This window comes from Mesorhizobium sp. M1006, from assembly GCF_040318825.1.
Lineage (GTDB): Bacteria > Pseudomonadota > Alphaproteobacteria > Rhizobiales > Rhizobiaceae > Mesorhizobium.
This window is the reverse complement of sequence record NZ_JAMYMZ010000002.1, coordinates 72,128-97,963: the sequence shown is the minus strand read 5'-3', so window position 1 is coordinate 97,963 and position 25,836 is coordinate 72,128. Positions and strand designations below refer to the sequence as shown.

The 25,836-nt window shown below is 63.3% G+C and carries 23 protein-coding genes; 6 read left to right on the top strand and 17 right to left on the bottom strand.

What is annotated here, in order from left to right; genetic code table 11:
- Window positions 1-139 precede the first annotated feature (139 nt).
- From NKH60_RS02135 to ehuB, 5 genes are read right to left on the bottom strand one after another with little or no spacing between them, the layout of a single operon-like run.
- Window positions 140-871, bottom strand: coding sequence for a GntR family transcriptional regulator (locus NKH60_RS02135; RefSeq protein ID WP_352470565.1), 732 nt, complete (start codon window positions 869-871; stop codon window positions 140-142).
- On the bottom strand, window positions 868-1,647 hold the full coding sequence (ehuA, locus tag NKH60_RS02130; RefSeq protein ID WP_023717024.1) for an ectoine/hydroxyectoine ABC transporter ATP-binding protein EhuA: 780 nt from the start codon (window positions 1,645-1,647) through the stop codon (window positions 868-870). The genes NKH60_RS02135 and ehuA overlap by 4 nt, the downstream gene beginning before the upstream one ends.
- Window positions 1,644-2,303, bottom strand: a complete 660-nt coding sequence (gene ehuD / locus NKH60_RS02125) for an ectoine/hydroxyectoine ABC transporter permease subunit EhuD (protein WP_023674259.1) — start codon at window positions 2,301-2,303, stop codon at window positions 1,644-1,646. Before ehuD ends, ehuA begins: the two co-directional genes overlap by 4 nt.
- On the bottom strand, window positions 2,300-3,028 hold the full coding sequence (ehuC, locus tag NKH60_RS02120; protein WP_352612531.1) for an ectoine/hydroxyectoine ABC transporter permease subunit EhuC: 729 nt from the start codon (window positions 3,026-3,028) through the stop codon (window positions 2,300-2,302). The genes ehuD and ehuC overlap by 4 nt, the downstream gene beginning before the upstream one ends.
- Before the next feature lie 54 nt (window positions 3,029-3,082).
- Window positions 3,083-3,952: an ectoine/hydroxyectoine ABC transporter substrate-binding protein EhuB gene (ehuB, locus tag NKH60_RS02115; RefSeq protein WP_352470567.1), complete on the bottom strand. Its 870-nt coding sequence runs from the start codon at window positions 3,950-3,952 to the stop codon at window positions 3,083-3,085.
- A gap of 242 nt (window positions 3,953-4,194) precedes the next feature.
- On the opposite strand from ehuB, the gene NKH60_RS02110 reads away from it, so the two are divergent.
- The 6 genes from NKH60_RS02110 to NKH60_RS02085 all read left to right on the top strand — a co-directional run bounded on the left by NKH60_RS02110 (window position 4,195) and on the right by NKH60_RS02085 (window position 11,617).
- Window positions 4,195-5,385, top strand: coding sequence for a M24 family metallopeptidase (locus NKH60_RS02110; RefSeq protein ID WP_352470568.1), 1,191 nt, complete (start codon window positions 4,195-4,197; stop codon window positions 5,383-5,385).
- A 74-nt stretch (window positions 5,386-5,459) separates the two neighbouring features.
- On the top strand, window positions 5,460-6,608 hold the full coding sequence (locus NKH60_RS02105) for a M24 family metallopeptidase (protein ID WP_352612529.1): 1,149 nt from the start codon (window positions 5,460-5,462) through the stop codon (window positions 6,606-6,608).
- Between the two features lie 10 nt (window positions 6,609-6,618).
- Window positions 6,619-7,875 (top strand): sarcosine oxidase subunit beta family protein, encoded by a 1,257-nt coding sequence (locus NKH60_RS02100; protein ID WP_352470570.1) that lies wholly within the window; start codon window positions 6,619-6,621, stop codon window positions 7,873-7,875.
- Window positions 7,876-7,888: 13 nt separating this feature from the next.
- Entirely contained in the window at window positions 7,889-8,170 is a 282-nt protein-coding gene (locus NKH60_RS02095; RefSeq protein ID WP_352470571.1) for a sarcosine oxidase subunit delta, read from the top strand.
- The gene (locus tag NKH60_RS02090; RefSeq protein WP_352612526.1) at window positions 8,167-11,121 is read left to right on the top strand and encodes a sarcosine oxidase subunit alpha family protein; all 2,955 of its coding nucleotides are present in this window, start codon (window positions 8,167-8,169) and stop codon (window positions 11,119-11,121) included. The genes NKH60_RS02095 and NKH60_RS02090 overlap by 4 nt, the downstream gene beginning before the upstream one ends.
- Window positions 11,114-11,617, top strand: coding sequence for a sarcosine oxidase subunit gamma (locus NKH60_RS02085; RefSeq protein WP_352612524.1), 504 nt, complete (start codon window positions 11,114-11,116; stop codon window positions 11,615-11,617). The genes NKH60_RS02090 and NKH60_RS02085 overlap by 8 nt, the downstream gene beginning before the upstream one ends.
- Before the next feature lie 65 nt (window positions 11,618-11,682).
- On the opposite strand, the gene NKH60_RS02080 is transcribed toward NKH60_RS02085, so the two are convergent.
- The 12 genes from NKH60_RS02080 to NKH60_RS02025 form a co-directional block, all read right to left on the bottom strand.
- Entirely contained in the window at window positions 11,683-12,147 is a 465-nt protein-coding gene (locus NKH60_RS02080; RefSeq protein ID WP_352612522.1) for a cupin domain-containing protein, read from the bottom strand.
- A 203-nt stretch (window positions 12,148-12,350) separates the two neighbouring features.
- Window positions 12,351-13,226: an aldose 1-epimerase gene (locus tag NKH60_RS02075; protein WP_352612520.1), complete on the bottom strand. Its 876-nt coding sequence runs from the start codon at window positions 13,224-13,226 to the stop codon at window positions 12,351-12,353.
- Window positions 13,227-13,231: 5 nt separating this feature from the next.
- Window positions 13,232-14,032, bottom strand: a complete 801-nt coding sequence (locus NKH60_RS02070) for a FadR/GntR family transcriptional regulator (protein ID WP_352470576.1) — start codon at window positions 14,030-14,032, stop codon at window positions 13,232-13,234.
- Window positions 14,033-14,034: 2 nt separating this feature from the next.
- Window positions 14,035-14,979 carry an ABC transporter permease gene (locus tag NKH60_RS02065; RefSeq protein WP_352612518.1) on the bottom strand — a complete coding sequence of 315 codons (945 nt, stop codon included), beginning with the start codon at window positions 14,977-14,979 and terminating at the stop codon, window positions 14,035-14,037.
- Window positions 14,980-15,032: 53 nt separating this feature from the next.
- Window positions 15,033-16,556 carry a sugar ABC transporter ATP-binding protein gene (locus tag NKH60_RS02060; protein ID WP_352612516.1) on the bottom strand — a complete coding sequence of 508 codons (1,524 nt, stop codon included), beginning with the start codon at window positions 16,554-16,556 and terminating at the stop codon, window positions 15,033-15,035.
- A 94-nt stretch (window positions 16,557-16,650) separates the two neighbouring features.
- Window positions 16,651-17,634 carry a substrate-binding domain-containing protein gene (locus NKH60_RS02055; protein WP_352612514.1) on the bottom strand — a complete coding sequence of 328 codons (984 nt, stop codon included), beginning with the start codon at window positions 17,632-17,634 and terminating at the stop codon, window positions 16,651-16,653.
- Between the two features lie 30 nt (window positions 17,635-17,664).
- Complete coding sequence (locus NKH60_RS02050) at window positions 17,665-18,441, bottom strand: SDR family oxidoreductase (RefSeq protein ID WP_352470580.1); 777 nt, start codon at window positions 18,439-18,441, stop codon at window positions 17,665-17,667.
- 5 nt (window positions 18,442-18,446) lie between these two features.
- Complete coding sequence (dgoD, locus tag NKH60_RS02045) at window positions 18,447-19,619, bottom strand: galactonate dehydratase (protein ID WP_352470581.1); 1,173 nt, start codon at window positions 19,617-19,619, stop codon at window positions 18,447-18,449.
- Window positions 19,620-19,827: 208 nt separating this feature from the next.
- Window positions 19,828-21,333 carry an aldehyde dehydrogenase family protein gene (locus tag NKH60_RS02040; protein ID WP_352612512.1) on the bottom strand — a complete coding sequence of 502 codons (1,506 nt, stop codon included), beginning with the start codon at window positions 21,331-21,333 and terminating at the stop codon, window positions 19,828-19,830.
- Complete coding sequence (locus tag NKH60_RS02035) at window positions 21,330-21,818, bottom strand: (2Fe-2S)-binding protein (protein WP_352612510.1); 489 nt, start codon at window positions 21,816-21,818, stop codon at window positions 21,330-21,332. Before NKH60_RS02035 ends, NKH60_RS02040 begins: the two co-directional genes overlap by 4 nt.
- The gene (locus tag NKH60_RS02030) at window positions 21,815-24,961 is read right to left on the bottom strand and encodes a molybdopterin cofactor-binding domain-containing protein (RefSeq protein WP_352870975.1); all 3,147 of its coding nucleotides are present in this window, start codon (window positions 24,959-24,961) and stop codon (window positions 21,815-21,817) included. Before NKH60_RS02030 ends, NKH60_RS02035 begins: the two co-directional genes overlap by 4 nt.
- On the bottom strand, window positions 24,958-25,824 hold the full coding sequence (locus tag NKH60_RS02025) for an aromatic ring-hydroxylating dioxygenase subunit alpha (protein ID WP_352612505.1): 867 nt from the start codon (window positions 25,822-25,824) through the stop codon (window positions 24,958-24,960). The genes NKH60_RS02030 and NKH60_RS02025 overlap by 4 nt, the downstream gene beginning before the upstream one ends.
- Between the last annotated feature and the right edge of the window lie 12 nt (window positions 25,825-25,836).

Sequence of the window (25,836 nt, the reverse complement as noted above, 5' to 3'; positions counted from 1 at the left end):
GTATGGCCCTGTAGGATCGGGCCGTTCCGGTCATTCCCGGTGCTGGCAAATTCTATCGGCATCGGGGCGGGCGGCCTGCTTTCCCTGGCAAACGAAGCCAGTTCGACGGCAGTCCACCAGCATAATCTTACGGGGCTGATTATGTAGCTCTATCCAGATTCGCCTCGCCTGCATGGCGCATCATGCGGCGGAAGCTCATTGAGATATGCGCCCGCCTTATGTGCCCGATGGACTCCCAGTCGCCGATTTCGGCCGCGGCAAGGACCTCTTCCATTTCGCGGCGGAATGCGGTGAATTCCTCGACGAGGCCCAATTGCGGCATCAGCTTCAGGACGACGCGCGCGACCTGAAAATACAGGCGCTCGCTGATCTCGCGCAGTGGCTGGTTGCCGGTCATCGCCGTGAGCTCGTAGAAAAAATCCATGTTGAGGCGCAGGAAAGCGCGCTGGTCGGGATTGAGTATATCGGCATCGCAGCGCGCAATGAGCGCCCGTATCCGGTCAAGATCGTCCGCCGTGCGCGGAATCGGCGAAAGCTTGCCGACGAGGAGCGCCAGCTCCAGGCGCAAATGATAGACCTGCTGCAATTCCTCGATGTCGACGTCGGTGACGATCGTGCCGACGCCGTGGACGGATTGAACCAGACCCTCGGATTCAAGGCGCGCCAGCACGCGCCGGACCGGCGTGCGGCTGATCTGGAATTCCTGGGCAAGTTCTTCCTCGGACAGGTGGCTTCCCGGCGCATAATCGAGCAGGCAGATGCGGTCGCGCAATATCCGGTAGATGCGCTCGAACCGCTCCCGCGCGGAGAGCGGGCGCGGCGGCGCGGCGGTCACCGTCGTGGGCGGCTTGGCCTCTGTCTCGATCGTCACCCAGCCTCCAGGACAGCATGCAGGAATTGCCGTGTCCGCTCGTTCTTGGGAGCACCAAACAGTTCGCTTGGCGGCCCCTGCTCGCAGATCTTGCCTTGATAGAAGAAACAAACGCGGTCGGAAAACTCCTTGGCGAAGCCCATCTGATGGGTGACCATCAGCATGGTGAGATCATGCTCGCGCCCGATTTGCCTTATCACCTGCAGCACTTCGCCGACAAGCTCCGGGTCGAGCGCCGACGTCACCTCGTCGAACAGCATGATCTTGGGCCGCATTGCCAGCGCCCTGGCGATGGCGACGCGCTGCTGCTGGCCGCCAGAAAGCTGTGACGGATAGTGGTCCTTCTTCTGGGCCAGACCGACCAGCTCCAGCAGTTCGGCCGCTCTTGCCTCGGCGTCCGCCCGCTTCATTCCGAGCACCGTTATCGGCGCCTCGATGCAGTTCTGCATCGCTGTCATATGCGGAAACAGGTTGAACGACTGGAACACCATGCCGATCTTGGCGCGGATCTTGCGGATGTGGGCGAGATCGGCGGGAACAAGCTTGCCGTTCCTCTCCATATGGGTCAGCGGCTCGCCTTCGACCCAGATGACGCCGTCATTGATCGTCTCCAGCGTCATCAGCATGCGCAGCACCGTCGTCTTGCCCGAACCCGACGGACCGATGACGGAGACTTTTTCGCCGCGCGCTATTTCGAGATTGAGCCCGTCGAGAACGGTTAACGTGCCGTAGCGTTTCGATACATTGTCGAAGCGGACCATCGGTTGTTCAGTCATCGGGTGGTCCTCCGGTTGAGCAGCCCTTCGAGAGAGCGGATGAGCGCCGCCGAAACCAGGCTCATGGCAAGGAAAAACAGGCCGACCAGCGTGATCGGCTCGGTGTAGCGGAACGTTTCGGAGCCGATGATCTTGGCGGTCTGCATCAGTTCCATCACGGCGATTGCGGAAAGCAACGGCGTTTCCTTGAACAAGGCCACCAGATAATTGCCGAGCGCCGGAACGATCGGCGGGATCGCCTGCGGAATGATGATGTCGCGGAACGTCGTCCAGGACGAGAGATTGAGCGCGATCGAAGCTTCCCACTGGCCGCGATGGATGTTGTCGAAACCGGCGCGATAGACCTCGGAGCAATAGGCGGCGTAGTGGATGCCGATGGCCAGCACCCCGGCGGTGAAAGCGTCGAGCACGACACCGAATTTCGGAAAGACGAAATAGAGAAAGAATATCTGGATGAGCAGCGGGGTCGAGCGGATCAGCTCGACCAGCACCGAAATCGTCCAGCTGGTCCATGGCACGGCGATGCGGACAACGGCCAGCACCAGGCCGAGCGAGGCGGCAAGCGCAAAGCCGATCAGCGTCGCTTCGATGGAAATGACGGCGGCGCGGGCAAGCACCGGCAGGATTTCCAGGGCAAATCCCCAATCCCAGATCATGCCGCCTTCCCCCGCGCCAGTCCGAGCGACGCTCGCCTTTCAAGAAGCCGCATGCCGATGGTCACAACCAGCGACATTGCCAGGTACATCAAAAGAACGAGGGTGAAGATCGGAATGGTCTTGAACGTGTTCTGGTTCATTTGCTGCGCCTTGAAGGCGAGATCCGAAAGCGTGATCAGCGAGACCAGCGCCGTCGATTTCAGAAGCTCGATGAACAGATTGCCCCAGGGCGGGATCATCGCGACAAAGGCCTGCGGCAGGATGATCCGGCGCAGCATCTGCGGGCGGCTCATGTTCAATGCAGTACACGCTTCCCACTGGCCGCGGGCGACGGACTGGATCGCGCCGCGCACGCACTCCGATCCGTAAGCGCCGACATTGAGGCCGAGCGCCAGCACCGCCACAACGAATGCGTTGATCGTGACGCCGAATTGCGGGAGCACGAAAAACAGCCAGAACAATTGCACCAGCGCCGACGTTCCGCGGAAGATCTCGACGTAAACCGTGGCCAGCCATCTGAGCGGCGTCGGGCCGTACATCCTTGCAAGTGCTGCAAGCACGCCCATGATAATTGCCAGCAGGCTGCCGAGGACGGCGATCTCGACCGTCAGGACCGCGCCTTGCAGCAGGCCCGGCATGAACACTCTATAGCTGTCCTGCGTTGCCAACGCGCCGATCACGACCAGCGCGATGACCAGCATGGCAATGAGCGTACGGATTCCCATGCGATTCCCCCGGGAAAAAAGGGCGGCGCTTTCGCGCCGCCAGCAGTTGGGAACCTATTTGCCAGCGCAGAGCTCTGCGGTGGTCTTGTTGGGCAGATAATCCTTGCCGAAGCCGAGTGGCTCGACCAGCGCGATATGCTCCGGCGAACCGATGAACTTCTTCAGCTCGGCGTTGAAAGCCTGCTGCAGGTCGGTGTCTTCCTTGCGGAAGCCGAAGCCGCCATGGCCTTTCACCGACTTGCCGGCGACCTCGCCGAAGGGCTTGGTCGATTCGACACCGTCGGCCTTCTTGGCCATGTCGGCGATCGAAAGGGCGGTAAGCGCGGCAGCATCGGCGCGGCCCGACTGGACGGCGGCGACCAGGCTGGACTGGTCGGGCAAGGAGACGATCTGCCCATCGGCAACGCCCGCTTCCTTGGCGAAGCCGCCTTCGACGGCGCCGGCCATCACGGCAAGCTTGAGATCCGGATTGTCCTTGATGCTGGAAAAATCCTTGATGCCTTTCGGATTGCCTTTTGCCACCAGCATAGCCTCGCCGATGCCGTAGGACGGCTCGGAGTAGTTGATCTCGGCGCAGCGCTTCGGGGTGATGAACATGCCGGCGGCGATGATATCGAAGCGGCCGGCCTTGAGACCTGGAATGAGCGAGCCGAATTCGGTCAAAACACCGTCGACCTGCGGTATGCCCATCTTGGCGAGCACCGCCTTGGCGACTTCCGGCGCCTCGCCGGTCAGCTTGCCGTCTGGCGTGGCGTAACCGAACGGCGCCTCGTTGGCGAAACCGACGCGGATGTAGCCGTCCTTCTTGGCCCGTTCGAGGGTGGTTTCCGCGTGAGCGGACAGCGAGGTCAATGACGTCGCGGCGAGCGCGATGCAGGCAGCCGCTTTCACGACCATGCGGCGCGATATCGATGAATTGAACATGCTTTTCTCCCATTGGACAACTGTGGATGGTTCCCAGGGCGCGGCCTTCTTCGAGGTCGGCGCCTGCTTGATCAGACGTATACAACTGCCCTAGACATTTCGCAAGCAGAGATATAGAAACCATGGAAATTCGGCGATAATTCGTAGTTAGCCAACAAATTGACGTCGAGTTGTGCACAATTTGGGCCTGCTTGCCCATATTTTATCAAAGGGCAAGCGGCGTACTGGAAGGCAGGATTTCGGTGGCGACCGCGAAGGGCTTCGGGACATTCACGCAAGCGGAGTATGGGCAGCGCCTCGCCGGCGTGAAGACACGCATGCAACAAGCCGGCTTCGATCTCATCGTCTGTCAGGATCCAGCCAACATGTGCTGGCTGACCGGCTATGACGGATGGTCGTTCTACGTTCCGCAGTGCGTGCTCGTCCATCTGGAGGAGGACCGGCCGATCTGGTTCGGCAGGGCGCAGGATGCCAAGAGCGCACGCCTGACCACCGGCCTGCCCGAGACAAACATCGTGCCGTTCTCGGAACGGCTGGTGCAGCAGCCCGTCGAACACCCTTATGACGAACTCGCCCAACTGATCCGGTCGCGCGGCTGGGGAAAGGCCCGTATCGGCGTCGAGATGGACGCGCATTATTACACTGCGCGCTGCCACGCCCACCTTGTCGAGGGGCTGCCCGACGCGCATTTCGCCAACAACCACGATCTCGTTAACTGGGCGCGGCTGGTCAAATCCGAAGCCGAGCTGGTGCTGATCCGCGAGGCGGGTGCGATCTGCACGCATGCCATGAACCGCGCCATCGGGAAAATGCGGCCCGGTGTGCCTCAGAACCATGTCATTGCGGAAATCTATCACGCGCAGATCATGGGGGTGCCCGGAGCGGGCGGCGACTATGCCGCGATCTGTCCGCTGATGCCCGTCGGCGAGGGCACCAGCACGCCGCATCTGACGTGGTCCGACGCGCCGCTGCCGGACAGCGGCCCCGCCATTCTGGAGATTGCCGGCGTGAGGCGCCGCTATCACGCGGCGCTGACGCGGACCATACATTTCGGCAAGCCGCCGCTAGCCATCCTCGACATGGCCAAGGCAATCGTCGAGGGTGTCGACGCCGGCCTCGAGAAGGCGCGCCCCGGCTACACCGCCGAACAGGTGGAAGCCGCCTGGCAGGCAGTCCTGCGACGGAACGGGCTGAAGAAGGAAAGCCGGGTCGGCTATCCGGTCGGGCTCGCATACCCGCCCGATTGGGGTGAACGCACCGCAAGCCTTCGTCCCGGCGATACTACCGAGATGCAGTCCGGGATGTGCTTCCATTTCATGGCCGGCGTCTGGCTCGACGATTTCGGCATCGCCATCTCGGAGTCGTTCGTCGTCACGGAACGCGGCGGCGAACGCCTCTGCGACGTGGCGCGCGACCTCATCGTCATCGACTGACATGGCGGCCGGGAAACCGGCTGCCGAAAAGACCATGCCCGCCAGCAAGCCGGCAACAAGCACGAGGACGCCCGATGGACCGCAATCCGTTTTCCGAAGCCGAAATCGCCGGCCGCCTGGCAAAGGTCCGTACTGCACTGATCGAGCGGGAGCTCGACGCGGCGGTGTTTGCCTCGCCGGAGAACGTCTTCTATCTCACCGGGCTTGATCACTGGGGGTATTTTGCCCCTCACCTGCTGATCGTTCCACTCCAGGGAAACCCCGTCCTGGTCACCCGCTCGATGGAGAAGGTGACGATCGAGAAGCAGGTGAAGGCAGCGGAATTCCGCGGCCACTCCGACAGCGAAACGGCGGCCGACCTTGCCGCGCGGGTGCTTGCGGAGCTCGGCCTCTCGGGCAAGCGGATCGGCCTCGAATACTGGACGGCCGGCCTTAGCCATGGACTTGCCGTGGCGCTCCAGACGCAAGCCGATGCAACGTGGAGCGATGTCTCCGGTCTGATCGACGAGATGCGGCGGGTGAAGAGCGCCGAAGAACAGGCGCTGATGCGGCGTGCCGCAAAGGTGACGGACGCCGCCGCCGGTGCCGCGATCGCCGCGATCTCCGATGGCGCTTCCGAACAGGAGGTCGCCGCCCAATGTGTTTCGGCAATGATCCGCGCCGGCGGTCATGCGCCGGGCTTCGGACCGTTCATCCGCCCGGCCGCGCGCCTGGGTGAAGAGCACACGACCTGGGGCGACGGAATCTACCGCAAGGGCGAGCCGGTCTTTGTCGAACTGTCCGGGTGCATCTCGCGCTACCATGCCCCGCTCGGCCGGCTCGTTCGCATCGGCCACATCAGCGATGAAGACGCCGCAATGGCGGAGGTGACCGCCAAGGCCTTCAACGCGGTCGTCGAGGCGCTGCGGCCGGGCGCCAAGGCGCGTGATGTTTACGCCGCCTGGCAGGCCGTCGCCGACGAGGCCGGCCTTTCCCACTATCGCCGCCATCACTGCGGCTACCTTGTCGGCGCCGGCCAGCCGCCGTCATGGACCGGCGGCAATTCGGTGACCGGCTTGCGACACGGCTCCGACCTCGAGATCGAAACGGGGATGAGCTTCCACATCCTGTCATGGCTGATGGGAACGGGTCGCGGCAATGACTTCGTCTCCAACACGGTACTTTTGACCGACGCGGGCGCCGAAGTGCTCACCCGCACGCCGGCCGGCCCGATTGTTCGATAGGCCCGCACGCATGGCGCGCTACTCGGCACTCTCGATTTTCCGCAACGCGCTCGCCGGCCAGAAGAATTGGCAGCGCGCCTGGCGTGCGGCGGAGCCAAAACCGTCCTATGATGTGATCGTCATCGGCGGCGGCGGACACGGCCTCGCCACCGCCTTTTACCTCGCCGAGAACCACGGCATCCGTAACGTCGCCGTACTCGAAAAGGGCTATGTCGGCGGCGGCAATGTCGGCCGCAACACCACCGTCATCCGCTCCAACTACCTGCTCGACGGCAACACCCAGTTCTACGAATTCTCGATGAAGCTCTGGGAGGGCATGTCGCGCGCGCTGAACTTCAACGTCATGTTCTCGCAGCGCGGCCAGCTCGTCACGGCGCATTCGGCCGATCAGCTCGACGGCTTCAGCCACCGCGCCAATGTCATGCGGCTGAATGGCATTGATGCCGATATCCTCGACCGCGACGAGGTGCGCCGTCTCGTGCCCTATCTCGATTTTTCCGACACCGCCCGCTTTCCGATCCATGGTGCCATCTTCCAGGGCCGGGCGGGCACGGCGCGCCACGACGCCGTCGCCTGGGGCTATGCGCGCGCCGCCGACAGCCATGGCGTCGACATAATCCAGAACTGCGAAGTGACAGGCTTCCTCCGCGACCGCGACAGTATCGTCGGCGTCGAAACGACGAAAGGCCGGATCGGCGCCGGCAAGGTCGGCCTCGCTGTTGCCGGTCATACATCCGTGCTCGGTGCCAAGGCCGGCCTTGACCTGCCGATCGAAAGCCACGTCCTGCAAGCCTTTGTCACCGAGCCGCTGAAGCCGCTGGTAGATCACGTCGTCGCTTACGGCGCCGACCATTTCTACGTCAGCCAGTCCGACAAGGGCGGACTGGTCTTCGGCGGCAATCTCGACGGCTACAATTCATACGCCCAGCGCGGCAATCTCGGCGTCGTGCGCGAGGTGGCGGAGGCGGCGATTGCTTTGATGCCGTGCATTTCGCGCGTCCGTCTGCTGCGCCACTGGGGCGGCGTCATGGACATGACTCCCGATGCCAGCCCGATCATCTGCCCGACGCCGATCGACGGCCTCTATCTCAATGGCGGCTGGTGCTATGGCGGCTTCAAGGCGACGCCGGCTTCCGGCTGGTGCTTCGCCCACACGATCGCCACCGGCAAGCCGCATCCCCTGATCGCGGCCTACGGACTCGATCGTTTCCGCACCGGCCACACGCTCGATGAGGCCGGTGTCGGCCCTTCCGCCTGGCTGCAATAGGAGGCGGGACAAAATGCTGCGCATCGAATGCCCCTGCTGCGGCCCGCGCGACCATGACGAGTTCCGCTATGGCGGCGATGCCTCGGTCACGCGTCCAACCCATGACGATGCCGATCCGGAGGCCTGGTACCGCTACGTCTATATCAGGACAAACCCGGCCGGCCCGCACCGTGAATTCTGGCAGCACGTGACCGGCTGCCGGCAATGGCTGGTGGTCGAACGCGACACCCGCAACCACGCGATCGCATCCGTCGACTTCGCCAGGAAATCGACTGTCAGGAAACAACCGGCATGAGTTCGAACCGCAAACGCCTGCCAGCGGGTGGCCGCATCAGTCGCGAGGTGCCGGTAGATTTCACCTTCGATGGCCGCAAGCTGATTGGGTATCGCGGCGACACGCTCGCCTCCGCGCTGCTCGCCAATGGCGTCACCCTGGTCGGTCGCAGCTTCAAATATCATCGCCCGCGCGGCATTTTTTCCGCCGGGCCCGAAGAGCCGAATGCGCTGGTTACGCTCGGGAGCGCCGGCAGGCGCGAGCCGAACCTGCCGGCGGCGACGCTGGAACTCGCCGACGGCATGGTCGTGGAGAGCCAGAACCGCTGGCCGTCGCTTGCCTTCGACGTGCAAAGCGTCAACGGCCTTTTCGCGCCGTTTCTGTCCGCCGGCTTCTACTACAAGACCTTCATGGGCCCGACGCGCCGCGCCTGGATGTTTTACGAACATTTCATCCGCAAGGCGGCCGGCCTGGGCAGAGCCGCCACCGGCCCCGATCCCGACCGCTACGAGGTTCATCATGCCTTCGCCGATGTCGCCATCGTCGGCGGCGGCCCGGCGGGATTGTCGGCGGCGCGGGCGGCCGCCGCGGCCGGCGCGCGGGTCGCGCTGATCGAGCAGGATTTCCTGCTTGGCGGCCAGCTTCTGGCGGAACCGTCCGACAGCGCAGCGGCCGCATGGCTGAGGCAGGCCGCGGCCGAGTTGGAGGGCTTCGAAACCGTCGCGCTGATGAAGCGGACGACCGCTTTCGGCAGCTATGACGGCAATGTGCTTGGACTGGTCGAACAGCGCGATCCAACCGATCCGCAGCCGAATGGCGAGACACGCCAAACGGTCACCATGCTGCGCGCCCGCGCCATCGTTTTCGCCACCGGCGCCATCGAGCGGCCGATCGTGTTCTCGAACAACGACCGGCCCGGCGTCATGCTTGCCTCGGCCGCGCGGACCTACCTCAACCGTTTCGCCGTCCTGCCGGGCAAGAAAATCATCGTCGCCACCAGCAATGACGGTGCCTGGCGCACCGCCTTCGATTACGCCGCAGCCGGCGCGGAGGTGACGATTGCCGATCTGCGCGCCGTCCCGCCCGCAGCACTTGCCGCGGAAGCCGCACGGCTCGGCGTGGTGGTGAGGGCCGCAACGCGCATCGTCGACCTGCACGGCGGCCATACCGTCAGGCGCGTAACGCTCAATGGACCGGAGGGACAATCCTCGGCCGCCTGTGACCTCGTCTGCATCTCCGGCGGCTGGTCGCCAACCGTGCATCTCACCTCACACCTCGGTGTCAAACCTGTGTATCGCGACGACATTGACGGCTTCGTGCCGGGCGCGTTTCCGGCGGGCCGGTTCGGCGCCGGCGCAATGATAGGAGCTTATGCGACCGCCGCTGCCGTCGAGCACGGCCATCGCGCCGGCATCGAAGCGGCAGCCTCCTGCGGCAAGTCGGCGCCGGTGCCCGCTCCATCGAAACTCGATCTCGGTGAGACCGCCTCGACCGTGCTTCGCGAAGCCCTGCCCGCTGGACGCGGAAAGGCCTTCGTCGATTTCCAGATGGACGTGACGACCGGGGATATCGAGCTCGCCCATCGTGAGGGCTATGAATCGGTCGAGCATCTGAAGCGCTACACCACGCTCGGCATGGGCACCGATCAGGGCAAGACCAGCAATTTTCCCGCACTTGCCGCCATGGCAGCGCTGCGCGGCGCAACGATTCCCGAGACCGGCACCACGACCTTCCGCCCGCCCTATACGCCGGTGGCGATCGGCGCGCTTGCCGGACGCGCCGTCGGCCATCATTTCAAGCCGATCCGCCGCACGCCGATGCACGACTGGCACATGGCGAATGGCGCCGAGATGCTCGAGGTCGGGCTCTGGATGCGGCCCTATTTCTACCGGCAGTCGGGCCGCGACGTGAACGAAGCCTATGTTGCCGAAATGCGTACCGTGCGTCAGACCGCGGGGCTGATGGACATCTCCACGCTCGGCAAGATCGATGTCCAGGGCCCGGATGCGGCAATCTTCCTCGACCGCGTCTATGCCAACGGCTTTGCCAAACTGGCGATAGGCCGCGCCCGCTACGGCGTCATGCTGCGCGACGACGGCATCGTCTTCGACGACGGCACCACGACGCGGCTAGCGGAAAACCGGTTCTTCATGACCACGTCGACCGCCAAGGCCGCCGATGTGCTGTCGCGTCTCGAATTCCTGCTCGACACGGCCTGGCCGGATTTGCGCGTGGCCGTTACCTCGGTCAGCGATGAATGGGCGGCGATGTCGGTTGCCGGGCCTAACAGCCGCGCAATCCTCGGTGCTGCTTTTCCTGGTCTCGACGTTTCCGACGCGGCGCTTCCGCATATGGGGCTACTCGAAAGCGAGTGGCAGGGCCGTGGGCTCCGCATCCTGCGCCTCAGTTATTCCGGCGAGCGCGCTTACGAAGTCTATGTCGGCGCCACTGCCGGTGAACAGCTCTGGAGCCTCTTGCTCGAAGCCGGCACACCCTTCGACCTGAAGCCTTACGGTGTCGAGGCGCTCGGCGCGCTGCGGGTCGAAAAGGGCCATGTCGCCGGACCGGAGATCGATGGGCGCACGACGCTCGACGATCTCGGCCTCGGCCGCATGGCCGGCAAGCGCAGCGGCTTCGTCGGCGATGTACTGCGCCGCCGCCAGGCCTATCAGGCGCCTGAGCGCCAGCGGCTGGTCGGACTGGAATGCGCCGAAGACGGCAAGCGCCTCCGCGGCGGGGCGATCCTGTTCCTGCCGGACGACAAGATCGAGGGCCATGGCCGCGGCCGGGTGACCTCGATCACCTTTAGCCCAGAACTCGACCGCTATGTCGGATTGGCCCTGCTTGCCGGTGATGTCGCGGCAGAAGGAAGCGAGGTCGTGGCGGTCTATCCGATGAAGGCCGAAACGGTTCGCGCCCGCGTTGTCTCGCCGGTATTCATCGATCCGCAGGGAGAACGGCTGCATGGCTAGCTTGACCTCTTCTCGGGATTTCAGTCTGTCCGTGGCGGATTGTCCGCTTATCCAGATCGAGGGCTGGGACGCGACACTGAGACAATTCGAAAAGAGCGTCTCGGCGTCGCTCAACACGAAACTTCCCGCTTCGGTGGGAGAGACGGTTCGCCACAAGGGCCTTTTGACCATCCGCGTTGCACCTCGCCGCCTTTGGCTGGCTCTCGACGAAGGCACAGAGGCGCCAGCCCTTGTCGTCGACCCCGATCTCGGCTGTTCCGTGCCCCTCGGGGAAGGTCGTGTGCGTTTGAAAATGGCCGGCCCTGGTATCGCAAGGCTTCTGTCCGGCTGCATTGCCGTCAACTGGCACGCGCCGACCGCCGCTCCGGGCCGCGCCGTGCAAACATCCCTCCATCACGTGCCCGTGCTCTTCCTGCGCACCGGCGAGACCGCGTGCGAGCTCATCGTGCCGCGAAGTTTTTCGCGAAGCCTCTCGGATTGGATTGCCGACGGCTAGCCAATACCGGTTCCTCGGGCAAGGGCCGGCTTTAGCGGCGATCCAAGCCGCCATCACGAAGTCATCTACTCTCTTGCCGGCCAGTCCTGCAGGAGCGTAACCCCAAACTTCGGCGCGGCTACTTTGAGCCGCTCGATATCGGCAGGCGTTGGCGGCCCGACCACCTCTCCCTTGCTGCGTTCATGGCCACCTTCGGCGAGAAACTGCTCGAACACACTTGGCGTGTCTATCAGGATATAGCGAACGAGCTGATTGCCGGGATTCATAAGCTGGTGCGGGATGCCCCGCTTCAAAAACATGCTCTCGCCGGGCGAGAGCGTTCGGACCACACCGTCCACAATTGCGGTCAAGTGCCCTTCGATGACGTAGACCGTCTCGTCGTCATTCGCATGAACATGGATTGGCGTTTTGGTGTGCCCGTCGCTTCTGTTTTCGAACAGACTCAACAAGCCTCCCGTCTGTTCGCCGGAGACCAGTCGCTTCATGACGATGCCCGCGAGCACGAATTCTTTTGGTTCAACATCCGTCATTGATCCAATCCTGCCAGGCACATTTGGTGGCCCGTCAAGCAGACGAGCTGCGCAGCGACATCCGGCAAACGTCGAACTGGCTCGCGGGTTCCCGGTCGCCGGAGTTCCCTCTTCTCAAGCTCCGTTTGGACGAAAAGACGGCTTCGTTGTCACCGGACATGCAGGCCGACATCCGCCAATTCGAGGGCGCCGCAGAGGTCCGCCTAACTGACGGCAAAGCTGCAACGTGCTGCCAGGCTCTCGCCGGGCCCAAGCACCGACAGTCCATTCCATTTGTCGATCGAACCCCGATTATGAGCATCGACAACATGACTGACCGGTTCAAAACAGAAGAAGTCGCTCTCGTCCGATGGCGAATAGACCAGGTACAAATTCAAGGGCGATGAAGCTTCAATCCGCAGGCTGCAACTGTGCTCTGGCCAAGATATGGAGGCGACACCATCCCAGCCAGCGAACACATTGTTTATCCATCCGCTCGGCAAGGCGGCCGGGGCGCCGAAATTCCAATCGGGATGGGTTTTGATATCCACAAACCGTTCAGGGAGGTGGTTGGGCCGTTCGATGCAAACCTGTGATGCCGCGGCGTGAAGCGTGGTCAACGCTGTTCTCGGGAACCATGGATGGATGCCAAGCCCGAACGGCAATCTGATCGATGCCCGATTGACGATGCGAAGTTTCAGCTCGAGCCCCTGTCCGGCCAGCGCGTAGCTCACCTCGGCGCGATATCGGTATGGGCCAGGCCCGTTGCTGATGAGCGACAGCTTTGCGTTGTCCTGCGTTATGCTGTCGACGTCCCACTCGCTCGAAAATCCATTGCCGTGAATGGGAAAGGGCTCGCGTGCAACATTGGCAGGCAGTTCGTGGAATTTGCAGTCGAATGTGAACCCGCCGCCCGAGATGCGATTTGACCATGGCAAAAGCAGGTTGCAGGCAAGGTCGAACGGGTTGCTGCTCCCGCCGTTCGGCCAAGGCCTGAAGAGCGGCACGCGTCCATGGTCCAGTCTCGCAAGACCTGCCCCAAGCGATGGGACGATTTCAGCAGACAGGTCTCCGCTTCTGATCTTGATCGTCCCGACCATCCGCTTCAGACGGTATTGGCCTTGGCAGCGGCGATCGGCTGTTGATGGCGGCCTTTGCGAGCCACTGCAAGAAGGTCGTTCGACGCGATCCCGATGAGCGCCTTCATCTGATCGTGTGCATCGTCGGCCCTCCGCATCCTGATTGCCTCCAGCACGTCGCCATGCGCGCTCAGCGTCTGCTGGTAATTAGCGGTGGCCGATGTGGTCAAGCGGAAGGAGAAGCTGAGGGCGGCCGCAAGCATATTGCCGAGATTGGCGAACACCGGGTTGCGGCTGGCACGCAGGATGGCCGTATGAAACCTGACGTCGGCATCGAGACACGCAGCGAGATCATCCTGCGGAGCAATGCGCATGGCTTCATAGGCCGCTTCGATGACCGCGAGATCGCCTGACGTCGCCATCTTGGCCGCAAGTTGGGCGGCAGCGGGTTCAATGACCAGCCGCGCCTCGATCAATCCTCGGACGAAATCGAGATCGGGCTCGATATCGCGCATCCATTCCAAAACCTGTGCATCCAGCCTGTTCCATTCGCTCGACACGCGCACACGCGTCCCGGCCCGCTTGCGCGCCTCGATCAATCCTTTCGCCGAAAGCGTCAGAAGAGCATCGCGAAGCGCGGTGCGGCTCGCCCCGTAGATAACGCAAAGCTCGGCTTCCGTCGGCAGGACGGAGTGCTGGGCGTAGGAGCCGGCGAGGATGCGCTGTCCGAGATCGCGTGCGATGCGATCCTTGAGCGATGACGTGGTGCCATCTGCGGCAGGAATGTCCTGCTTGCCTTGGCCAGTCGAAGCGATCGCCGCGTCCATCGTCATGTCCTGTTCAAGTGGTACTCGGCAATTACCACAGCAAGTATCAGCAGCGAGCCCTTGGCAAGCAACTGATAGAAGGTTGGCACGGACGTCAGTATCATTCCGTTGTTGAGGACGCCAATGATGGCGACGCCCAGCAGTGCGCCGACGATCGTGCCCTTGCCGCCCTGCAAGGCGCAGCCACCAAGAACGGCCGCTGTGATGGCCTCGAGTTCCAGGCCTTGGGATCCGGATACGGGCTGCCCGGAGCCGGTACGGGCAGCCAACAGAATCCCGGCCAAGCCGGCCGCCACTCCACTCATGATGTAGATGCCGACGCGGTAGCGGTTGATGTTGATGCCGGAGAAGCGTGCGACAACGGGATTGCCGCCCAGGGCATAGATGTTGCGGCCAACGATCGAGCGGGCAAGGAAGAGATGGAACACGATCGCGGTCAGCAAGAGAATCCAGATCAGCAGAGGCAGGCCGAGGATTCGTCCGATCCCGATGAAGCGGAAAGTCTCGCTGAAAATCGCGATCGATTGCCCGTCGGACATGATGAACGCGATGCCGCGGAAGATCGCCATCGTACCGAGAGTCGCGATGACAGCGTTGACCCGCCCATAGGTGATGATGATGCCGTTCACGAGGCCGGCAAGACCGCCCAGGACCAGGCCGGCAAGAATGCCCGCGGCGGGTGATCCGGTGGCCTGGATGGCCATTGCCGTCGATACTGTGGTCAGACCGACAATTGCGCCGACGGCAATATCGAGCCCTCCGGCGACAATAACCACGGTCTGGCTCATCGCCAGAACGCCCAGGATGGTAATGCCTAGACCGATGTTCAGCAGGTTTCGGCTGGAGAAGAACACGTCGCCTCTCAGGGTGCCGAAAATGAGCACGAGAATGGCGAGAGCAACAAGAAGGCTTATGTTGTGAATGCCGATGCGCTCTGCGATGCGCAAGGAAGCGCGCCTTTTGCCGGTTTGCGTTGTTGCTGTCCTGAGCTCAAGGCTGTTCACTGAATTTGTCCTCCAAGCGATGCTGCAGATTGAGGCATGGCATGTCTCAGGATCGTGGCCTCGTCGATGTCAGGGCGGGAAAGTTCGGCCGTGATCCGGCCTCCAGCCATAACAAGCACCCTGTCGGCCAGCCCGATCAGTTCCGGCATTTCCGAGGAAATCAGGATTATGCCGATGCCGCTGGCGGCGAGTTCGTCGATCAGGCGATAGATTTCCGCCTTGGCGCCGATGTCGATGCCGCGGGTCGGCTCGTCGAGGATGAGAAGCATCGGCTGCCGCGCAAGCCAGCGCGCGAGAACGACCTTCTGTTGGTTGCCACCCGATAATTTCGAAACCTGTTCGTCGAGGTTAGGCGCCTTGATCGACATCTTTGCTGCAAGCGGTGAGACGATCTCCAGTGCCTTGCGCCGGTTGAAGAAGCCGAAGGTCGACGTTCTGTCGGGCACGCAAAGCGAGGCGTTATCAAGAATGCTTCGGAACAACAGCAGCGCCTCGTGCTTGCGGTCTTCTGGGGCAAAGCCGATGCCCGCCACGATCGCTGCATGCGGACTGTTGGGGCCAACGGGCACACCATTCATCGTTATGGTTCCGTCGAGGCGCCGATCATAGCCGACAATCGCCTTTGCCAGTTCGGATCGACCCGCACCCATAAGGCCGGCAATGCCGAGCACCTCGCCGCGGCGGACCTTGAGGCTCACATCGGTGACGTGGTCGGTGATCAGGCCCGTCACCTCCAGCAACGGTTGCCCCGATTGCCACGTCTCGCGCGTAAACAGATCGGCTATGTCGCGGCCCACCATGAGCTTGGCTATGGTCTGCTCGCTGGCACCGGCAGCGGGGGAATCATCGACCAGCCGGCCGTCCCGCAACACGACAATGCGATCCGCAAGGTCGATGACCTCGTTCAGCCTGTGAGAGATGTAGACGATCGAAGTGCCCTCGCCGCGCAGCCGGCGAATTACTGAAAACAGACGGCGCGCTTCGTCGTCGGTCAGTGACGAGGTCGGCTCATCGAATGCGATCAGCCGGCCGCCGGCACGTATGGCGCGCATGATTTCGATCATCTGGCGCTGTGCCGGACCGAGTGTGCTGCAGAGTTGACGCGGCAGCATATCCTGCTGCATGCCGAAGGTCGCAAGCACTTTATCGGTCTGGTCCTCGAGCCTGTGCCAGTCGAGCAGGACGCCTGCCAACCGCGGCAATTCGCCGACGAAAATGTTCTCGGCCACGGTCAGGTTCGGAACGATCTCCGGCTCCTGATGGATGACGCGTATTCCGGCTCTGTGGCTGTCGCGCGGTTCGCTGAAAACGATCGGCGTGGAGCCATGCAGCACGGTGCCGGTGTCCGGTGCGAACACGCCCTCGAGAATTCGCATCATTGTCGACTTGCCGGCGCCATTCTCGCCAACCAGGGCAAGCACCTCTCCTGGCCGAAAGGCAATCGAGACATTGTCGAGCGCCTGCACGACGCCGAAGCGCTTCGATATCCTGTCGAGCGAGAAGAAATCCGATTGCGTCAAAAGCTCACTCCCGAGGATCGATCCCGTGTGCCCGTCGACGAACTGCCGGCCCAAAGAGGGTCATGCGCACTGCGGCGCATGACGCATATCTGGTTCAGTGGCAGAGCTTGGCTTTGTAGTCCGACGCAAAATTGTCGGCGGTGATGTATTCCGGGTCAGTGAAGGATTGAACGGGAAGCTTGGTTCCGTCCTTGATGGAGGCCAAGAGAATCTTCACCGCCAGCGCGCCATGATTTTCCGAATTGAGCCACATCGTACCACGGAACGCCGAGGGCTTTCCGGATCCGAAGGCATCGCAGGCGCGGCTCCCGTCGATGCCGATCCCCATGCCCTGGTCTGCGGAATAGCCAGCATTCTCCAGTGCTCGCGCACCACCCAGCACGCCGTCATCGTTGCATGAATAGAATATCCAGTTCGTGACGCTGGGATTGGCCGTCAGTGTGGTGGTCATCACGTCGATGGCGTTGACCATCGTGTTGTCGTAGGGGACGCGAACGATGTTGCCCGGCTTGAAATCGGGCACCGCCTTCAGGAACGCTTCTTCCGCGCCCTTGTTGCGCTGCATGCAGGTATCGGCCTTGCGGTCCTCGATCGAGGCGATGCGCACTTCTTTGCCCGCCCAGCCTTCAGCCTTGTAGAGCTTGGCAAGCTCTTCGCCCACCCGCGCACCGATATTGTAAGCATTCATGCCGACATAGGGGACCTGGGTGCCATCCTGGTAGTAGATATCGTCGTCCACCGCCACCAAGGGAATTTTTGCGGCCTTTGCTTTCTCCGCGATGACCGGTCCCAGTGCCTTGTCGGGGACAACGATGGCGATGCCTTTCACGCCATCGCCGACCATCGTATCGAAGGTCGTGATCGTCAAATTGGCGTCGAACTGAACGTCCTGCGACACGAACGCGGCCCCTGCCGCCTCAGCCGCTTTCTTGGCGCCGCCGACTTCGGCGACGAACCATGGGTGGTCTCCCATCTTGTTGATGTAGCCGATCTTGATGTCGTCTGCGCTTGCTGTGCCACTCATCAGTCCGGCAGCCAGTACCGCAAATGTCGCCAAAGCCTTTGTTGTGGTTTTCATGAAGATCCTCCCTGAGCTCAATGGTGGTTGCTAGTCGTGGTAGAGAACCGAGCGCCCACCATCGATGGTGATCGTCTCGGCATTTATGAACGGCGCTTCGTCCGAAGCTAGGAAAACCGCCGTCATTGCAACCTCGTCCGGCCGGCCAATTCGCTTGGGCGGATGGAGGTCGTAGGCTCGCCGCTTCTCCTCGGCGGGGTTCGGGAATGTGTTCCAGTAGGCTTCCGCGATCGGCGTCTCGATATAGCCGGGTGCTATCGCGTTCACCCGGATACCGCGTGCGGCATATTCGATGGCCAGCGAACGGGTCAGGCCCAAAAGTGCATGCTTGGCGACCGGATACGGGAACGTATGGGGAATGATCTGGAAGGCGTGACAGCTCGCTATGTTGACGATGGACCCCGAGCCCTTCGCCAGCATCGTCGGCAAAACCGCCTTGGCGCAGAACCACGCGGCCTGGAGGTCGAGCTTGAGGCAGCGCTCCCATTCCTCATCCGGCATCAGCAATGGTTCGTAGAACACGTTGGCACCGGCATTGTTGACCAGAATGTCGACGCCGCCATAGGCCGTGATCGTGCCGGCGACCATGTCCGCGACCGCGGATGTGTCCGTGACATCCGTCTCGACGAACAATACGTCGGCGCCTCCGGCACGCAATTCGTCGGCGACCGCTTTGCCGCTTGCCGCATTCAGTTCGGCAATGACGGTCTTTGCCCTATGTGTTGCAAAAGCCCGGGCGGTGGCGGCACCTATGCCTTGGCCGGCGCCCGTGATGATTGCGATCTTTCCTTGCAGCCGGCCTGCCATTGCATTCACCAGTCGACCACGGTGCCGTCCGGCATGACGGCATTGCGGGCATGCAGCACTTCCTGCTTGAAGGGGTGACGCGCGATGACGTCCTCATTGACGGTGACGCCAAGGCCCGGCAGATCGGGCAGGTCCCAGCGGCCTGGTTTACGCCGAATTGGCCAGGTAACGACGTCGTCGTACCAGGCGACGGCACCGGACATCTCCTCCTGAATGACGACGTTTGGCGTCGATATGCCGAAGTGAAGAGCAGCGACGCCAGCGATCGGACCGAGCGGGTTGTGCGGCGCAAGGCCGATGCCTGCCGTTTCCGCCATGGCCGCGATCTTCTTTGTCTCCAGCAGACCGCCAGTGTGGCAAATATCAGGCTGGGCAATGTTGAAGGCACGGGCTGCGATCGAGTGCGTGAATTCGCGACGCCCGATCAGCCGCTCGCCGGAAGCGATCGGCACGGCCGATCGCGCCGTGATATGCGCCAGTCCGGCAACATCTTCGGGCGGCACGGGTTCTTCCGCGAACATGATGCGGGCCGGCTCGATTGCTCTGAGGTAGTCCATCGCAGCGTTAACGGATGCAGGGCGTCCATGGAAATCGACCATGATGTCGATGTCCGGACCTATGGCCTCGCGAAGTGAGCCAACCATGTTGGCGACAGAATCAACGGCTTTCGCAGGCGATGCGTAGTGGGTGTAGGGAATGCAGACGACCTTGACCGCATCGTAGCCTGCCTGCGTCACGATGCGTCCGCGTTCCACGATCGCGTCCGCGGATCCGGTCTCATAGACCGCCTTCATGTCTCCGAGGCCGAGATGCGTATAGGTGCGCAGATAGTCGCGAACCTGTCCGCCCAGAAGGCGCCAGACGGGGACGCCCAATGACTTGCCCAGGATGTCCCAGAGCGCGATCTCGATGCCGCTGACGGCAGACATTCCCTCGACGCCAAGACGCCAAAATCCGTGGCGCGTAAGTATCTGGTAGCACTGCTCCACGTTGCGCGGATCCTGCCCGATGAGCAGGGCCTCAAGGTCCTGAAGCGCCCCAACGACGGCTCGCGTCTTCCATTCCAGCGTTGCCTCACCCCAGCCAAACAGCCCGGGCTCGTCGGTTTCGACCCGGACGAAGACCCAGTTGCGCATTTCCGCATTGCAGACGCGCGCCTTGATGGCCGTGATTTTCATCGGTCCTCCCAGACCTGCCGCCTTTTTTCGATGGCAATATGTATGATTTATTACGGATAATATGGACGAGTCAAGTGCAACGTCGATGTGGACCAAGGCCGCCAAGGAACTGGTCCTCAGGAGGATCCGAGCAATTTTCGATCAATCCTTGTCCGCCGATGGAAGGGCTGTCAGCCTCCGATCCGCGAACATCGCGGAAAAGGCGCGGCTAAATCACCGCGCAGACCGTTTTCGTCTCGAGATAGTTCTCCAGACCCGGTGCGCCGTTCTCATAGCCCCAACCGGATTGCTTGTGGCCGCCCTTCGGCAGTTCCGGCGAGAAGTAGGAATGGCAATTGATCCAGACGGTGCCCGACCGGATACGTGCGGCAAGGCGATGCGCAGTGGATAGGTCGCGGGTCCAGACGCTTGCGGCGAGGCCGTAGGGCGAGTCGTTCGCAAGGCTTATCGCCTCCGCGACATCGTCGAACGGTGTCACGGCAACGACCGGGCCGAAGATTTCCTCGCGCATCATGCGCATGTCCGGGCGCACGCCGGTAACCACGGTCGGCTCGAAGAAGTTGTCGAAGCGCCGGCCGCCGGCGATGATCTCGGCGCCGCTGGAAGCACCATCGCCGACGTAGAAGGCGACGCGCGCAGCCTGGGTTCCGTTGACCAGCGGACCAAGGTCGGTATCCGGGCCAAGCCCGTGTCCGAGACGCAGCTTTCGCGCCTCTTCCGCCAGCCCCTCCGCCAGACGGTCGTAGATCGAGCGATGCGCATAGACACGCGAGCCGGCGACGCAGACCTGGCCGGCATTGGCGAAGATCCCCCGAGCCACTCCGGGGATTGCGAGCCCCATGTCCGCATCGGGCATGATGATGGCCGGCGACTTGCCGCCCAGCTCGAGCGTCAGCTTCTTCAGATTGCCGCGCGCTGCGGAGACGATCATCTTTCCGACTTCCGTCGAGCCGGTGAAGGCGACCTTATCGACATCGGGATCTGCAGCCAATGCTGCGCCCACGGTTTCACCGAGACCGGTCACGATATTGACGACGCCGTCAGGCAAGCCGGCTTCGATCATCAGTTCGCCGAGCCTGAGCGCGGTGAGCGACGTTTCCTCAGCTGGCTTGAGCACGATCGTACAGCCGGCGGCAAGCGCCGGGGCGAGCTTCATCGAGGCCATAAGCAGCGGCGAATTCCATGGCGTTATGGCAGCCACGACACCGATCGGCTCTCGCACCGTGTAGGCGAAAATCTTGCTGCCCACCGGTTGGTAGCTGATGGAGGTGGGGATGGTCGTGCCGAGGATTTTCGTGGCAAAACCGGCAAAATAGCGGAACTGCTCGGCCGAGGCGGGAATCTCGGCGAAGCGCGAGGTCTTCAGCGACTTTCCTTGGTCAAGCGTCTCGAGTTCTGCAAGCTCATCGGCATGGCGTTCAATCAGGTCGGCGATGCGCCATAGCAGCTTGCCGCGTGCCGACGGTGTCATGTCGCGCCAGCTCTCGCCTTCGAAAGCAGCACGCGCCGCAGCAACGGCGCGCCCGGCGTCATCGGCTGTGCCTTGCGCCAGCAGCGCGAGCGTGTCGCCATTCGCAGGATCGGTCGCGGGCAAGGTTGCGCCATCGCTGGCGTCGCACCAGCCGCCGCCGATCAGGTGCCGCATTCTGGGTTTGGCCAGGAACGCCTCGACGCCTGCGTGCCTGGCTGCACCGTTTCGAATGATGACCGTCATGTCCGTACCCCGCAAGCGAACGCCTCGACCGCCGCGAGGGCACCGCGGATGATGGAATGATAGCCGGTACAGCGGCAGATATTGCCTTCGAGCGCAGTGCGGATCTGAGACTCGTCTGGAGCCGGATTCTCCAGCAGCAGAGCGGTCAGCGCAACAGTGATGCCGGGTGCGCAGTAGCCGCACTGGAAAGCGTTTTCGGCCGCCAGAGCCTGGCGCAGGACAATGGCTTCGGGAAGGTCGTCGAAACCCTCCGGCGTGATGATGGTGGCCCCGTCGAGTTGCCACGACATGAGCAGACAGCCATTGACCGCGCGATCGTCCATCAGCACGGAACAAGCGCCGCAGCGGCCGATGCCGCAAGCCATCTTGGCGGCAGTCATGCCGAAATGATCGCGCAGCAGGTCGATCAGGCGCAACTCGGCGGGCACGGCCAGCGCCTGGCGGCAGCCGTTTAGGTTAAAGGTAATCGCGATCTCGGCACTCACGCTGCACTCCTCTGCAGCGCGTCGAGTACCCATTCAGGATCGACCGGGAGGCGCTCGGGCCAAGCCCCTGTGGCGTCCGCAATCGCGTTGACGACGGCTGGCGTCACGGCACCAATGCCAAGCTCACCAACTCCGCGCGGGCCGAACGGGTCGTCCTCGTCCAGATCCTCCAACGCGAAGGTCGCGAAGCTTTCCGGCGTGTCGGCAATGCCTGGCAGCATGTAGAAATCGAGGTTGCCGGCAAGATCCCGGCCATCCCGCATAGCCGCGTCCTCAGTGAGGGTGAAGCCCAGCCCCTGGACGCCGCCGCCTTCGATCTGGCCAAGATAGGCGGCAGCATCGAGCATCGGTCCGGCCGCGGTATGCTGATGGAGCTCGAGCACGCGTATCTGCCCAGTGATGCGGCTCACGGCAACGCGCGCCAGTGTCGCGCCGAAGGCGAAGATCAGGCGTGCATTGCCTTCCAGATAGTCCGATTTCGGAAACTCGAAGCTGACGGCAGCAGCTGGCAGCCGGTCGGGAGGCAACGCCTCGGCAAGTTCGGCGAAACTCAAGAGCAGTGACCCGCTGTTGGAATGTCGCTCGACGATACCGCCGGGTGCCAGCGCCAGCGTCCCGGCTTCGCGGCAAAGCAGCTGGCCCGCTGCTGCCAGGAGGTCGCGCGTAAAAGGTGGTGCGGCGACTGCTGCGACCCGCCAAACCACGTGAGTGCCGCGCGAGGCGGTGGAGGAGCCGGATTCGGGCGTCGCCGCCGTATCACCGGTGACCGGCCGGACATCGTCGCGGCCGCAGCCGAGCGCTCCGGCGACCGCGGCCTTCACCGAGGTGAGCAGGCCTTGTCCCATCTCGTCCAGGCCATAGAGCGCTTCGATCATGCCATCCGGAGCCAAGCGCAACGCGCCTCCGGCCGGGTCCGGCGGCAGCGTGCCTAGTCCATTGCCTTGATAGTTCATCGCCATCCCGACGCCGATAGTCTCAGAGCCGTCGAACGACGGACCACGCGGCTTGGCCCAGATCGGGTCAGCAGCGGCGGCTTGCAGCATCTCGGCCAGACGTTCGGACGGCGCGACCTGCTGGCCGAGATGGCCTCGCGTGCCAGGCTCGCGCAAATTGCGGCGCCGTATCTCGATAATGTCGATGTCGGCGGCTTCGCCCAGCCGGTCCAGCTGGCACTCTACCGCGAAGGCCATCTGGTTGGCACCGAAGCCACGAAACGCGCCGCAGACGCCGTTATTGGTATAGGCGAGCCTGCCCGAGCTGAGGACGTTGGGAACGACATATGGCCCGCAGGCGTGTTCGAGCGCCGTCTCAAGCACGCCCGGACCGAGCGACGCGTAGGCGCCGGCATCCGCGATCACATCCACCTGTTGGGCGAGCAGACGACCCTCGGCGTCGCAGGCGGTGCGCATATGGATGTGCATGGCATTGCGCTTGGTACCCGCGATGACGGATTCCGCCCGCTCGAGATGCAGCCGCACGGCGCGTCCGGTCTTCAGCGCCAGCAGGGCCAGGGCCGGCTGCACGGTCAGCTCGTCCTTGCCGCCGAAAGCGCCGCCAGTCGGGCTGGTGACCACCCGTATCCGCTCTTGCGGCATACCGAGGATGCGCGAGAGCTGCATGCGGTCGCGGCGGCCATGCTGCCCACCGGCAAAGACGTTCAGGGTACCATCCGTGCCGACGAAAGCGTAGCCGCCCTCCGTCTCCATAAAGCCGTGCATCTGGCTCGGCGTTTCGTAGACAGCCTCGACGATATGAGCTGCCTTGGCAAAAGCCGCGGCGGCATCGCCACGCGTGAACTCGAAGCTGCACTGCAGATTGCCTGAGGCGTGGACCGGCTCGGCCCCAGCGGCGAGTGCCTGTTGGGGATCGCTCACAATTGGCAGCGGCTCGTATTCGACGCTGACGAGAGCAAGCGCGCGTTCGGCCGTCCGTGTGTCAACAGCGGCAACGGCAGCAACAGCGTCGCCGAAATAGCGGACCTTGTCGAAGCACAGTGCCGGCTGATCCTGCACGACAATGCCGAAGGCATTGCTGCCGGCAATGTCGCGGTGCGTTACAACCGCCGCGACTCCTGGCAGCGCCTCGGCCGCGCTCGTATCGATGGAAACGATCCTTGCATGGGGAATGCCGGCACGCCGAATGCGCCCGACCAGCATGGCGGGCTCGCGACGGTCGGTCAGGTATTCGAGCCTGCCTGCGATTTTCGGTGCAACGTCCGGCCGCTGGTGCCAGCGTGCGCCGATCTCCGATCGCGACACGAGAATTTCGGCAGGTGGATTTCCGTACGGCACGGTCCGCCGGCGCGGCGAATGTGCTCCTTGGGACAACTTTCCGCCGAGCCCGAAGACCAGCGCATTCGCCACGACACTGCGCCGATAGCGGTCGGACCGCCATGCATCATCGATCGCCGGCGCCTCTTCGAGAATTGCGGCGTGCAGCTCGGCCCAATCGATCTCTTGGAGGCGCCGGCCGATGAGCAGCGCTTCGGCGTGACCGAGACGGGCTGCTTCCCCGCCGCCGCTGGCCGCGAGCCGCGCGATCGTGACACGATCGTCCGCCGTTTCGATCAACCCGGCGACACCGGCCACGCTTGGGGTGAAGGCGGCGCGCAGGCCGACTTTGCGATGGGTCCAGCGAGCGGCAGGCTGCGGTGGAACGATGACCGTCTCAATGAGGCCCGCTGACGGTGCGTCGGCCAACCATTGCGCGAGCGGCACGACGGCGCGCCCAGCCGGTGAGACGATCTCCAGCTTCGCATCGATCGCGAGCAGGGCCGGCAGAAGGCAACCCGTGCCCCCCGCGACGTTGCCGCCCAGCGTTGCGAGATTGCGGACGGCGGGTCCCGCCGTGGCGCGGACTGCGGCTGCGAGCAGAGGCAAAGTCTCGCCTATCGCCCGGTCACGCTCCAAGGCACCCAGGGTCGTCAGTGCGCCGATCCGAAACCCGTCGCCGGCCAGTTGGATGCCCTTCAGGCAGGCGATACGGCCGATGTCGATGAGGCGCCGCGGCTTTGGCAGGCCCTTCGCCCAGCCGAGCTGCAGCGCCGTGCCCCCGGCGACCAGTTGCGACGCGCCCTCGCCTGCCAATGACAGCGCCTCGGCAACGGAGGTCGGGCGAAGCACCTGGAGACCCGACTCGGTCATGTGGCTCTCGCGGTCGTGCCGAAACGGATGCCTTTTTCCTTCAGCCAGCGGCGGTAGGCGATGGAGGCGCTGTCGGCGCGGGTCGGGATTTCCATCCGCGGCTCGAGCGGAAGGCGCAGCGGCCGCTGGTTCTCCACGATGATCCGGTCTTGCAGGAAGATGACCTGTTCGAAGTTGAGCAACGCCGTCTGCGTCGAAGCCGAGTCGACGAGATACATGACCGGCTGGGCGCGGCAGCGGTCTTCCTCGATGGGCTGGATGAACAGCGCGATTGCGTCGAGCCGGTCCGGCGCCACGGGGCACACGCGATAGAGCATCACCACGAATGGGCTCGGCACGCGATAGGTCAGATGCACGAACGCGCCGGAGCTTTCCGTGGCGGCAATGCGCGGCTGGAAAAACGTGCAGTTGGTCGCCCAGACCTCGTCTACTTCGCGACGTATCTCGCTCAGATAGGCGGGTACTTCCGTGTGCGGCTCCGAGCCGAGAATGTCGGTATGCACGAAGGGGAAATGCGCCATGTCGAGGAAGTTCTCCACGACACGCAAACCCGACGCCCGCATCGTCACCCAGCCGCAGGGCACGTAGCGGCGGTCGGGTTCCGATGCCTCGGCGATCTCGAAGATTTCCTTCCCGGGCAGGCCCAGCGTCGTCCAGACGCAGCCGTAGCGCTGCCGGACGGGCAGCGCGGGGCCGCGGTTGCCGTCGTCCAGGACCTCCCGAACCGTGATTTCGCCCGTGATGTCACGGACCAGTTCGATGTCTTGGCCGAGCAGCCGCGTATGGCTCGGCGCGCCATCCAGGTCGGCGACCGTCTCCACCGCGTACCAATCGTCCAGTGCCGCCCTGTCCGTCGTCTTCATGACCGGGGCTCG